Origin of the sequence: Niabella drilacis, from assembly GCF_900101395.1 — a bacterium.
Classification (GTDB): Bacteria; Bacteroidota; Bacteroidia; order Chitinophagales; family Chitinophagaceae; genus Niabella; species Niabella drilacis.
This window is the reverse complement of the sequence record NZ_FMZO01000016.1, coordinates 78352-91010: the sequence shown is the minus strand read 5'-3', so window position 1 is coordinate 91010 and position 12659 is coordinate 78352. Positions and strand designations below refer to the sequence as shown.

At 46.3% G+C, this 12659-nt stretch carries 12 protein-coding genes; 9 read left to right on the top strand and 3 right to left on the bottom strand.

The annotated features are described in order from the left end of the window. The first annotated feature begins 10 nt into the window (after nucleotides 1–10). The 5 genes from BLS44_RS21375 to BLS44_RS21360 all read left to right on the top strand — a co-directional run bounded on the left by BLS44_RS21375 (nucleotide 11) and on the right by BLS44_RS21360 (nucleotide 2618). Nucleotides 11–274, top strand: coding sequence for a phosphopantetheine-binding protein (locus tag BLS44_RS21375; protein ID WP_090392273.1), 264 nt, complete (start codon nucleotides 11–13; stop codon nucleotides 272–274). 9 nt (nucleotides 275–283) lie between these two features. Beyond that, nucleotides 284–1480: a beta-ketoacyl-[acyl-carrier-protein] synthase family protein gene (locus BLS44_RS21370; protein ID WP_090392272.1), complete on the top strand. Its 1197-nt coding sequence runs from the start codon at nucleotides 284–286 to the stop codon at nucleotides 1478–1480. Between the two features lie 80 nt (nucleotides 1481–1560). Then, on the top strand, nucleotides 1561–2064 hold the full coding sequence (locus tag BLS44_RS21365; RefSeq protein WP_090392271.1) for a PD-(D/E)XK nuclease family transposase: 504 nt from the start codon (nucleotides 1561–1563) through the stop codon (nucleotides 2062–2064). Further along, nucleotides 2042–2209 carry a hypothetical protein gene (locus BLS44_RS26690; RefSeq protein WP_176954507.1) on the top strand — a complete coding sequence of 56 codons (168 nt, stop codon included), beginning with the start codon at nucleotides 2042–2044 and terminating at the stop codon, nucleotides 2207–2209. Before BLS44_RS21365 ends, BLS44_RS26690 begins: the two co-directional genes overlap by 23 nt. 19 nt (nucleotides 2210–2228) lie before the next feature. Beyond that, a complete protein-coding gene (locus BLS44_RS21360; RefSeq protein WP_090392270.1) occupies nucleotides 2229–2618 on the top strand; it encodes a PD-(D/E)XK nuclease family transposase in 390 nt (129 codons plus the stop codon). Nucleotides 2619–2656: 38 nt separating this feature from the next. Here the strand turns inward: BLS44_RS21360 and BLS44_RS21355 are convergent, their stop codons facing one another. Both BLS44_RS21355 and BLS44_RS21350 read right to left on the bottom strand, forming a co-directional pair. Further along, nucleotides 2657–3706: a sensor histidine kinase gene (locus tag BLS44_RS21355; protein WP_090392269.1), complete on the bottom strand. Its 1050-nt coding sequence runs from the start codon at nucleotides 3704–3706 to the stop codon at nucleotides 2657–2659. Nucleotides 3707–3745: 39 nt separating this feature from the next. Then, a complete protein-coding gene (locus BLS44_RS21350; protein WP_090392268.1) occupies nucleotides 3746–4423 on the bottom strand; it encodes a response regulator in 678 nt (225 codons plus the stop codon). 216 nt (nucleotides 4424–4639) lie between these two features. Here BLS44_RS21350 and BLS44_RS21345 point away from each other — a divergent pair, with 216 nt between their 5' ends. Both BLS44_RS21345 and BLS44_RS21340 read left to right on the top strand, forming a co-directional pair. Next, nucleotides 4640–6883, top strand: coding sequence for a hypothetical protein (locus tag BLS44_RS21345; RefSeq protein ID WP_245729344.1), 2244 nt, complete (start codon nucleotides 4640–4642; stop codon nucleotides 6881–6883). 238 nt (nucleotides 6884–7121) lie between these two features. Next, entirely contained in the window at nucleotides 7122–9200 is a 2079-nt protein-coding gene (locus BLS44_RS21340; protein WP_245729343.1) for a hypothetical protein, read from the top strand. A gap of 159 nt (nucleotides 9201–9359) precedes the next feature. Here BLS44_RS21340 and BLS44_RS21335 read toward each other — a convergent pair whose 3' ends face one another. Then, nucleotides 9360–10052 carry an ROK family protein gene (locus tag BLS44_RS21335; RefSeq protein WP_090392307.1) on the bottom strand — a complete coding sequence of 231 codons (693 nt, stop codon included), beginning with the start codon at nucleotides 10050–10052 and terminating at the stop codon, nucleotides 9360–9362. 91 nt (nucleotides 10053–10143) lie between these two features. Here BLS44_RS21335 and BLS44_RS21330 point away from each other — a divergent pair, with 91 nt between their 5' ends. After that, nucleotides 10144–11928 (top strand): ABC transporter ATP-binding protein, encoded by a 1785-nt coding sequence (locus BLS44_RS21330; RefSeq protein WP_090392265.1) that lies wholly within the window; start codon nucleotides 10144–10146, stop codon nucleotides 11926–11928. Nucleotides 11929–12075: 147 nt separating this feature from the next. After that, a complete protein-coding gene (locus tag BLS44_RS21325; RefSeq protein ID WP_245729342.1) occupies nucleotides 12076–12651 on the top strand; it encodes an RNA polymerase sigma factor in 576 nt (191 codons plus the stop codon). Nucleotides 12652–12659: the final 8 nt, after the last annotated feature.

Genomic DNA, 12659 nt, shown 5'->3' with positions numbered 1-12659 from the left:
AGAATAAATAATGGAAAAAGAACAATTGAAACAACAGGTAAAAGAACAGATCATTAAGTTCCTGAACCTGAATAACGTAAAACCTGAGGATATCAAAGATGAGGAGCCTTTGTTTGGAGAAGGCCTTGGACTGGATTCCATTGATTCCATTGAGCTTATTGTAATGCTTTCCAGGGAGTATGGCATCAATATCCAGGATCCTAAAGAAGGCAGAAAAATATTAACTACCGTTAATACAATGGTAGATTATATCGAACAGCACCGTACAAAATAAAATTCCGTTTTGGGCAGGATCTTCGTTACCGGCATAGGGCTTATTTCCGCGATCGGTGATACAGTAGCAGAAAACCGGCGGTCGCTGGTAGCCGGGCGTTCGGGTATCGGCAACGCCGCTCACCTACAGTCAAAATATACCGGGCTCCTCCCGTTTGGTGAGGTCAAAAAGGATACGGCTGCATTAAGAGCGCTGCCGGTATCGGCCTATCCGGAAGCGACCCGTACCGACCTGATTGCCTTGCATGCCCTGAAGGAAGCTATAAATGATGCGCAACTTTCGGAACAGGATCTGCGCAAAAGCTCCACAGCATTGATCAGTGCCAGCACGGTAGGCGGCATGTGTTTAACAGATCAGATGTATGCTGATGCCAATACCGCTACCACTTCGGGGAGCCCTTACCTGGCCTCCTACTCCAACAGCGCCAGCACGCTTTTTCTCCAGTCTTTTTTTAGCATCGGCGGTATTGTTAACACTTTTAATACGGCCTGCTCCTCATCGGCCAACGCCATCATGTATGGAGCCCGCCTGTTACAGAACGGACTGGCGGAGCGGGCTATTGTAGGAGGAGCCGATAGTCTTGCAAAGTTTACGATCAATGGTTTTAATGCGCTTATGATCCTTTCCGATGCCCCCTGCCGGCCTTTTGATGTGGCCCGGAAAGGTTTAAACCTGGGCGAGGCCGGAGCGTTTATCGTTTTGGAAAAAGAGGAAAAGATTGCGTCCCCCCGCCGGATTTATGCTGAACTAAAAGGCTATGGCAATACCAATGATGCCTACCACCCCTCTTCTACCTCGGAGAATGCCGATGGTCCCTTTCTTTGCATGCAGGAAGCACTGCAAACAGCGGGTCTCCGGCCGCAGGACATTGATTTTATCAATGCACATGGAACGGCTACTGAAAACAATGATGAAACAGAAAGTGTAGCCATGCTGCGCTTGTTTGACCGGGTACCGGCCTTTGCCAGCACCAAATCTTATACCGGTCATACCCTGGGCGCTGCCGGCGCTGTGGAGGCCATTTACAGCATCCTCAACCTGCACCACCAGGAAATATACCCCTCCCTGAATTTTGAAACACCTATTGAAAAAACCGGTCTTATCCCGGTACAAGCGTACGAAAAACAGGCCCTCCGTTATGTAATGTCCAACTCTTTTGGGTTTGGAGGCAATTGCAGCTCGCTGATCTTCGGCCAGTATCCGTAAATCCGGATAAAACCATTCCCTTGCAATGCCATTCAAAAATCCTTATCTTTATAGGGCACCTTTGTTAAAAATACATACCTATGACTACTGCAAAACAACCGGGAAGCACTGCTGTTTATATTGATCCCCTTACAGATTTTGGCTTTAAACGCATTTTTGGAACAGAGCCGCATAAAGATCTGCTGATTGCTTTTCTTAACAGCATCTTCAATGGCCAAAAACACATTACAGAGCTCAGTTTCAGCAAAACAGAATACAAAGGAGACACGATCAATGGGGGCGGGGCTGTTTTTGATTTGTTGTGCACGGGGAGTAGTGGTGAAAAGTTCATTATTGAAGTACAGCGCAGCAATCAGAAAAATTTTAAAGAGCGTGCGCTTTTTTATACAAGCCGCCTGATCAGTGACCTGGCGCCCAAAGGCAAACGGCATCTCTGGAATTATGAATTACCGGAAGTGTACCTGGTTGCGCTGCTGGAAGATTTTGAGCTGGAAGCACCTTCAACGGGGACCGTGCTTCATGATGTGGGGCTTTGCAGTGCCGGATCTGGAATACGGTTTTATGATAAGCTGGGATTTATTTAGAGCCTGTTTAAATTTTATTGATGGAATTTATTATGAAGCTATTTTGGAGCGAAACAAGGAAAATTTTGCAGGCATAGTAGGCCACTATGGCGAAAAATTTAACGCAGTTGCAGCCCAAAACAGCCATAATAAAGCCATTGAATGAATTTTAAACAGGCTCTTATATAGAATTATATAAATTTGTGAAGACAGAAGCGGCATTGGAAACAGATCTGGAAAAATGGCTGTATGTACTAAAGAATCTCGGTCAAATGAAGAAAATGCCGGTCTTCCTGCGAAAAACAATATTTCAGAAGCTGTTTCATATCGCCGAATACAGCAACCTTACAAAAGAGGAAAAGATGCTTTACGATAAAAGCTTAAAACATAAATGGGATCATGCCAATGTGCTGAATTATGCGCGGGAAGAAGGTGTACAAAAGGGTCGGGAGGAAAAAAATTTCGAATTTGTGGTGAACCTGCTTACCAATACCGATTTTGACATACCAAAAATTGCAGCATTAGCCCAGGTTTCCATTGCGTATGTAAAACGGGTAAAGAAAAGGGTCAGCTGAATTTCCACATTCTTAGACCTTCACATTTTCAAGTCTCCTCAGTCCTTCTTCGCAGCCAGGGTAAACCCGATGGTGGTACCCACCCCTTCGGTACTGCGGATATGGATCGTTTGCTGGTGGGCTTCGATAATATGCTTGCAGATGGCCAAACCCAGCCCGCTGCCTGTAACATCCATGCTGCGGCCCGTTTCGGTTCTGAAAAAGCGCTCAAAGATCCGGGGCAGACTTTTTTCCGCAATTCCTACTCCATCATCACTGATCTCCACCAGGATGCGCCTATCGTCGGTTTTATAGATGCCGGCTTTGATGGAGCCGTTAATTTTCCCGTATTTAATGGCATTTTCCAGCAAGTTGATCACCACCTGGCGGATCTTTTCCTTATCGGCATTGACCATGATCGGTCCTTCGCAACCCTTTTTAATGCTGAAATGAATATTTTTCTGCTCTGCTTTTATCGAAATGCCTTCAAAAGAATCCTTCAACAGGTCCTGTATGACAAAATTCCGCTTTACAATCGTTATTTCCCCCCGCTCCAGACTGGAGATCTCATCCAGGTCCTGCAACAGGTTGGTGAGCCGCTCTACATTGGTGGAGGTTTTTTCCAGGAACTTTCTGCTGATCACCGGATCTATCATATCCCCCGCCAAAAGCGTTTCCACATAGCTTTGTATGGCAAAAACCGGTGTTTTAAATTCATGGGAAAGGTTTTGAAGGAACTCCCGCCTGAATTCTTCATTGGCCTGCAGGGTAGCCACTTTTTGCTGGTTTTCCTGTGCCCAGTTCTCTACATCCACCGCCACTTCATCCAGGCTTTTCTTGGGAAGGATATACTTGTAGTAGGTTTCCTGCCGGCGGGTAGCCTTGGTTTGATAGATAAATTTATAGATCACTTTGATCTTCCTGTAAATAAACCGTTCCAGTACAAAACTTACGAGGAGGTACCCGCCGATCAGCACGACAAAAAAAGACGCCACAGCAGGCTGCCACTTTTGTTCAAATACATAATCAATAAGGCTGATGGGGGTAGCCAGACCCAATGCGGTGTAAAACGATAATTTCCTGGGTGAAAGGTTCTTTGGGTCAAACATGATCAATCCGTTAAAGTCATTCCTGAAATCGATATCAACCTACACTTCAAACTTATAGCCTACTCCTTTCACAGTAGTAATACAATCCAGTTCCAGCTTTTGCCGGATCTTCCGGATATGCACATCAATGGTGCGGTCACCCACAATCACATCATTTCCCCAGATGGCGTTGAGGATCTCATTCCTCAAAAACACACGTCCGGGTTTCAGGGCCAGCAGGTACAGTAATTCAAATTCTTTTTTTGCCAGGATGATCTCTTTATCACCATTCAGGACCAGAAACTTCTCCGGGTCAATGGTTACCGGTCCTACTTTAATGATCTTGCTGTCTTCCTTATGGATCCGCCTCAGCAAAGCGCTCACCCGGCTTAGCAACACTTTTGGGCTCACCGGTTTGTTTACATAGTCATCAGCCCCCGTCTCTAATCCCCGGATCTGGGTAGATTCATCATTTAATGCGGTCAGGAACATGATCAGCGTATCTTTAAACGCCGACTGCGCCCGCAACACCTGGCATACCTGAACCCCGGTCTTCTTGGGCATCATCATATCCAGAACGATCAGGTGCGGTTTTACCCGGTTAGCCTGGTCCAGGGCTTCTTCACCATCCTTCGCAGTAGTAACATCGTACCCCTCTTTAATGAGGTTATATGATAAAATATCAAGGATATCGGGCTCATCGTCCGCCACCAGAATTTTATACCCCTTGTTGTCCATTTAACAGAAATTTAAAGCAAACCTAACCGTATTTTTTTGATCTGCGGCCCTTTGGCTCCCCGGATTACGCAGAGTTAATAATAAATTAATCTGATCTTCACTATAAAATTACACCGAAAACGGCTCCTTTATGTGCCCGGGATATCATGGTATAAATTTTGCATGAATTTTAACCAAATATTCTTATCCAGGCCGTGTAACTTGTGATTTATGTATATGAAGAAGCTAATACCCTTCCTTTTACTGCTGCTTTTGGCTGCCCAGGCAGACGCACAACGAAGATCAAAACGGAAAAAAAAACGCGAACCGGCCCCTGTTGAAGTTGTAGATACAATTCCGGCCTATAAGCCGGCAATGATCCGGCTAAAGCTCCACGAAACGGTAGATGCCGATCAAAAAACATTACTGGCCAGCGACGGCAAGGGTGATGCCCTCCTGAAAGTTTCTGCAGACGAACAGGTAAACGCCGCAGTGAGCGACGCCGCTACCAAAAGGGTAGATTGGCTTCAATATGAAATAGAAACCGATCCAACTATGGATCAACGACTTAAAGCAAATTACCTTTCGGGTCTTTCGGAGATCCTCCAGCATATAAAAACCGGCTGGAGACGGGGTGAGGTAGATGCAGCGTACCTGCCCCAGATCATTGCTACTTATAAAAAATGCATTGAAGCAGACCGGAACAGGCAATCCATAGCCCCTGTGATCCGCTTTCTCCCCTATGATATTGCCTACACGGCTATTTTGCCAAGGGTCTTTAAGGATAATGTGGGCTATAAAGACACCAAAGATCTGCTCCTGCTCAAATTAAGCGAGCGGTATCCCCAGAAAACGTTCGCCTCATTGCGGACCAACCCTGAATCGCCCTATGCAGACAGCCTGATAAGGATCATGGCCCATAAATACCCCCAGCAACTATATGACTATGCCCAGGCTAATAATAAACTAAGCTACAAGATCCAGAACATAGAAGACGATGCCCTTATCAAAAGCATCGTGGACATGGCGCGGAGCGATAACAAAAGCGGGCAATTCTATTTCCCCTTCCTGGATCTCATCTCATCCGGTAAACTTACTATTAAAGATATTGACGCCGTTAAAAACGACCCCGTAAAATATTTCCGCCTGCTGGTAAAAACACAGATCGAATATTCAAAACGTGCTTCTGAAGGAGACACTGCCATCGGCTACCGGAGTTTACTGGGCAAACTGGAGCAAAAAGCCAAGGATGAATTTGTAGCCCCCATTAACGGGCTGCACGAACGTCCGGACGCCATCCGTTTCCGGGCAATACAGCCCCTTAGTGCGGAAGAGCTGTATTATGTGGCGGTACTGACCAATGGCCTGATCTATACCAGCAGCTATACCAACGGTGTGTACCCGTTGATGATGCGGAAAGCAGGGAATAAGGGTGATGCCTTGCTAAAGAACCTCAATTTTGACCACTACCGTAAATTCATCAGCCAGGCGGCATCCTATAATACGCTTAAAAATTTCTTAGGCACTTTTTCAGACAAAGAAGACACTAAAAAACTAATGACCTCCTTTGTAAGTAACCTGGAAAAAACAGAAGGGCTGGAAGACGGCGTGGATGTGGCCGACTCCTATGCAAGTGTTTACGAAACCCTGCCGGAGCTGGCAGGCCAGATGCTGAAGGATGTAAAAGAGAACCTGGACCGGAATAAACAGGCCGGCAACAAAAAAGGAGTGGCTATTTACAGCATCCTGAACAATCTTTTTCTTTCAGCCGACTCCTCCAACCATATTGATCTTACAAAAGAACTGCACATTCCGCCGGTATATGATATCAGTTTTAACACCCTGGCAAATGAAAAAGGGGAAGTGATCAGCCAGGTATTCTTTTACGGGGACCAGGACGGAAGGAACATTTTTAACGGTTTCCTGAATATGTTTAACCCCTCCAGCTGGAAGATCGACCGCAGCAATAAACAGTGGGTGGTGATCAAATCCACTAAGGGGAACCCGGTTTCTATTTACGCCAACCGGCCGCTGAATGAGCTAAAAGGAGAAGATGATAAGGCCCAGCGGGCACTAAATGCCTACCTGGAAGAGCATGATCTCTTTCCTACGGTTACTATTCACCGGGGGCACAGCTACTATGCGCCTACCACCATCGACTACATGTCGCCCAGCTCAAAACTGGTATTCATGGGCTCCTGCGGTGGCTTTAACCTTATCGACTCCATTTTAAGAAAGTCTGAAGATGCCCATATTATCGCTTCCAAACAAATCGGGAAGACCGCCATCAACAAACCCTTCTTTTTATTGTTAACAGAGAAACTCCGTACGGGAAAAGATATCGAATGGATCCCCTTCTGGAAAGAATTTAAAGGCCGGGCCAATGTTCCGGGGTTTGAAGACTATATCCCCCCCTATAAAAACCTGGGGGCAATTTTCATAAAAGCCTATAAAAAAGAGACCGGGGAAACCGATATCTGATTTTTTGCGTCTTGGTTTTGTTAAAAGATCACCGCGAGCTGCCTTCCTGCCCAAAAAGGAGGTATTTTCGCGGCGGATTCATTTTTATTGTTAAGCATTATTCATGAAAAGACTGGCTTTAATTCTTGGAATATTTTTCTCAGGTCAAGGTTTTATTTATGCTCAATCGGAAACCGGGTCAATCCCCTCGTATAATGTTCCCATTATCCGGCAAAAAAAGCATGAGGACATTGACAAAATGCAGCAGCAGCTACTGGGCAGTGATGGAAAAGCCGATAACAGCTTTTCCTTTAATAATGATGAGGATGCCAGCCGGATTGCCACAAACGCTGTTACTACAAAAATTGACTGGCTGCAGTATGAAATTGAAACGAACGCGGGAATTGACAACCGCATGAAGATCGGCTACCTTTCGGGGCTTACCGCCATTTTAAGCCATATGCGCACGGGTTGGCTCAAAAAAGAGGTGCGCCCCTCCCATTTTGACCAGATCATTGCCCTTTATAAGAAGCTTATTGATGTAAATCAGAAAAAGGAATCACTCATTCCGTTTATTTCTTATTTTCCTTACGATATTGTTTACACCGCTACATTGCCCCGCATATTTGAGGAAAACCCCAGCTACAAACAAATAAAAGATATCCTGCTGGTAAAATATTGTACACAATATCCGCAAAACACATTTGCTGCATTGACCAATTACCCCGATGCACCCATGGCAGACAGCCTTATAAAGGTTGCCGGGCGCCAATATCCGCAGCAACTTTACAATTATGCCCAGGCAAACAATAAACTGAGTTATAAAATCCAGCGCATTACGGATGATCAGTTCGTAAAGACCATTGTATCAATGGCCCGCAGTGATAACAATAACGGGCAGATCTATTTTCCTTTCCTGGACAATATTGTAAAAGGGAAAATAACAACCGCCCAGCTGGATGCCGCCAAGGACGACCGCTACAAATACTACCGGCTGCTGGTTAATACTCAGATTGACTATGCCCGGAGAGCACTCAACGGAGATACCGCTATCGGGTTTGCCGACCTTACCAAGCGCCTGGAGCGTAAGGCCTTTGATGACTTTGTTGATGAAATCAACGGGCTGCATGAATCGCCCAACGCGGTCCGTTTTAAATGCCTGCAGCCCCTGAATGCCCAGGAGCTCTACTACCTGGCAGTATCTACATATAAAGATAACCTTATTTATACCAGCAGTTATGTAAGCGGTGTGTATCCGCTAATGATGAGTAAGATCAACAACCGCGGGGATTCGCTGCTGGTAAGCGTTACTTTTGATCACTACCGCAAATTCATCAGCCAGGCGGCATCTTATAATACGCTAAAGAGCTTCTTCACCACCTTTAAAAGCGATGCAAATGCCCGGGACCTGATGACGGCATTTGCAACCGGGCTGGAGAAGTCGAAAGGCCTGGAAGACGGGGTGGATGTGGCCGACTCCTATGCCAGCCTTTATGAAACCCTTCCCGACCTGGCAAAGCAGATGCTGGCCAACATTAAGCGGAACCTGGAAACAAACCGACGCAGCGGCAACCAGCGGGGCATCGCCATTTATACCATCCTTTCCAAGCTGTTCTTATCAGCCAACCCGGCCAACAACATTAATCTTACAAAGGAATTGGGCATTCCGCCTGTTTATACCGTTCCTTTTTCAAGCCTGGCTAATGAGAAGGGGGAGGTCATTACCCAAATGTTCTTTTACGGGGATGAGGACGGAAAAATGGACTTTGACATTTTTGTGCGGACCTTTTCGGGCGATCCCAAATGGAAAGTAGACCAAAGCAACAGTAAATTTGTGGTGGCAAAAACCACCAGCGGGGCTCCGGTTTATTTATATGCCAACCGTCCGTTGCCAAATGAAGAAGACCAGGATTATGTAGCGCAAAACGCAATGGAAGAATACCTCGAAAAAAACAATTTGTCGCCAACCGTTACCTTTCACCGGGGTCATAGTTACCATGCTATGACGAGCGTTGGCTATGTAAGTCCCACCAACCGGGTAGTATTTATGGGCTCCTGCGGTGGTTTTAACCTTATCGATTCTATCCTGAGAAGATCTTCTGACGCGCATATTATTTCATCCAAACAAACCGGTTACCGGGATATTAACCTGCCTTTTATCCGGATCTTCCTGGAGAACCTGAGAAATAAAAAAGATATCGACTGGATACCGTTCTGGAAAGAGTTCAGAGCCGCAGCGCACATTACCGGCATGGAGGACTATATTCCCCCGTACAAGAACCTGGGTGCTTTATTCATCAAGGCCTACAAAAAGGAAACCGGGGAAGAGGATATTTGACAATGTAAGAATGTGGAATTGTGAGAATTTGAAAATGCCCCAGGCATGAAACCAGGTATGAGATGGATTGAACATCAAACCAGAAAAAGTGCATCAAGTATAAAAACGAATCTATCCTGGAACTTTATCCCGATGGGAACCGGGGTTACCTGAAACAAATTACTGTTTCCACAGCTTTACCCCGCCATCAATACCATCGATATTCGAAACGATGGTCATATTCTCTTTCAGTTCAAGCGTTATTTTTTTGGCCAGTCCTCCGCCGATAAACAAATGATCGTAATTAAATGTCGTCTGCAAGATCTTCAGCACTGCATGCAGCCGTTTATTCCACTCTTTTTTCCCAAGGTCATCGTAAGCCCGCTGGCCAACGTACTGGTCATAGGCTTTGTTATTAAAGCAGGGATGCTGCCCGATCTCCAGGTGCGGCAAAAGCTTTCCTTCCAGGAAAAACGATGTTCCAAAACCCGTCCCCAGGGTGATCATCATTTCAAATCCCTTGCCGGCAATGCAGCCCAATCCCAGCATATCAGCGTCATTAACCACCCGGGCCGGTTTTCCAAGCGTTTTTGTCAGAAGCGCGGCCAGATCGATCTTGTTCCAGTATTGAGAGCCCAGGTTGGGCGCAGTATACACAATATTATTTCGCACATAGCCCGGAAACCCGGCAGACACCTGGTCATACCTGAACTCCTTCACTAACTCTTTTATGGTATGTACCAGGTTTTCCGGTGTTGCCGGAACAGGAGTGGGCATTTTAGTATATTCCTGTACGATTGAGCCCTGCGCATTGAGGGTGCAGCCTTTTACCTTGGAACCGCCAATATCAATCGCCAACGTTATGGATGCCATATGCATTTTCGTTTTAGAAGCAGGAAAGATATACAAGTTTACGAGTCTTTTTCGAAAAAAATTGTTCCCAGAATAATTATCTTGCAGACCCATGGCAGATTCAAAAAAGACCTTTTTTGACATTTCAAAGGTCAGGCGGGTTTTTCAATACGCAGCTCCGTACAAGAAAAAGTTTTACCTGTCTGTTGTACTGGCCATCCTGCTGGCCCTTATCACACCGGTACGCCCGATGCTGATCCAGCTTACGGTGGACGAATATATTACCCATTCCGTTCCAAGGATGGTCATTTTTGTAACGCTGATCCAGCTGGTGATCATCCTCATCGAAACGGCTATGCGTTTCTCTTTTTCCTTTACCACCGCCTGGCTGGGACAGGCAGTTGTAAAAGATATGCGCGACACGATCTATAAAAAGATCCTCCGCCTGAACCTCCGCCAGTTTGACCGAACGCCTATCGGAACCCTCACCACCCGCACCATCAATGATATCGAATCCATTAACGAGATATTCTCCGACGGGCTGATCCCTATCATTGCCGACCTGCTTTCGATCCTCTGCGTATTACTGTACATGTTCTGGATCGACTGGAGGCTTACACTGATCGCGTTGATCCCGTTTCCCATCATGATCATCGCTACCTATTATTTCAAGGAGAGCATCAACCGGTCTTTTTTCAAAGTAAGAAATGCGGTGGCCGCCCTGAATGCCTTTGTGCAGGAGCATTTGTCCGGCATGAGCGTAGTACAGGCTTTTCACGCCGAAAAAAAGGAGTTTGAAAAATTCAACACGATCAACCGACAACACCGTGATGCCAATATCCGCTCCATCTTCGCCTATTCGGTCTTTTTCCCCGTGATCGAGATCGTTCTGGCATTGTCGATAGGCCTGGTGATCTGGTATACGGCCCGGGAGGCACTGGAATTAAAACAGGGGCAGCAGGGGGTGATCGTTTCCTTCATTCTTTGCCTGAACCTGCTTTTTCGACCGCTGCGAATGCTGGCCGATAAATTTAATACCGTTCAGATGGGCATCATTGCCAGCGACCGGGTCTTTTCGGTCATGGACAACCCGGATACGGATGTACCCCCCGCCGGAGGTTACCGGGATCCCGAACACCGCGTTGCCGGTGTCGTTGATTTTGACCGGGTTTCCTTTGCCTATATAGAGGAAAAATGGGTATTAAAAGAACTAAGCTTCCATATCCGGCAGGGAGAAACAGTAGCGATCGTGGGACATACCGGTAGTGGCAAGACCACGATCACTAACCTGCTGAACCGTTTTTATACCATCCAGAAAGGCACTATCAGGGTAGACGACCGGGACATCCGATCCCTGTCGCCCGAATACCTTCGCAAAAACATTGGTGTGGTGCTCCAGGATGTATTCCTGTTCTCCGGGTCTGTTCTTGACAATATTACACTCCGGAACCCGAATATATCAAAGGAGCAGGTGATTGCCGCCGCCAAAATGATCGACATGCACGATTTTATCATGCGGCTGCCGGGAGGATACGATTATAATGTTAAAGAACGCGGAGCCACCTTATCACTGGGACAAAGGCAATTGCTTTCCTTTATCCGCGCCCTGCTGTATGCCCCCTCTATCCTGATCCTGGATGAAGCTACTTCCTCCATTGACACAGAAAGTGAGCTGCTTATCCAGAAAGCCACCGAAACACTGGTAAAAGGGCGTACATCCATTGTTATCGCCCACCGGCTTAGCACCATCCGGAAGGCCGACAAAATAATGGTACTGGATAAGGGTGTTTTGGTAGAAATGGGTACCCATGAGGAGCTGATGCAGCAAAACGGTTTTTATGCCCGCCTGCACAAAATGCAGTTTGAGCAGCAGGAAGCCCGGCCTGCTTCTGCCTGATCCCGCAGACCAGCAACCTCCTGTTTTAAATGGATTCGCTTTATCTGTTACCTGTCAACCAAAAAAAAAATTAACCGAGGCAACCCGTCGCAGGAAATTGCTGTATGTACTTATATATAAACCATTTCGTAACCTTATTTATTTTGTTTGTCAGTACCTCCGAAGACCGAGTATAGCCTGTTGAGCATGGTAGGTGGCTGTAAGTTGGGTATACCCTCCTGGCAGAAGCGGCTGTATGAGCGCTATTTTGGATTTGCCCTTGCCGTATGCCTGAGGTATACGGCATCAAGGGAAGAGGCACTTGAAATGGTAAACGACGGGTTTGTAAAAGTGTTCAGAGGTATTGCACATTTCCGGGAACCGGATGATCCGGAGCTTTTGTCGAGAATTTTTATGAGCTGGTTAAAGAAAATAATGATCCATACAAGCATCAACCACTATCAATCTGCTAAAAGAAAGGCGGACGGGATCGATAGCAGACCGGAACTACCGGAGGCTGCAACTCCCGGAAATGCAGTGGATGATATGGCGTACCTGGACCTTATAAAACTGATCCAAAGGCTGAGTCCCGCCTACCGGGCCACTTTCAGTTTATTCGCAATCGAAGGGTTCAGCCATGAAGAAATAGCAAAAACATTGGGTATATCAGTGGGTACCTCAAAAACCAACCTGATGAAGGCCCGTAAAAATCTCAGGGAAATGCTGGAGCAATTAAATGAATGAAAATTTTT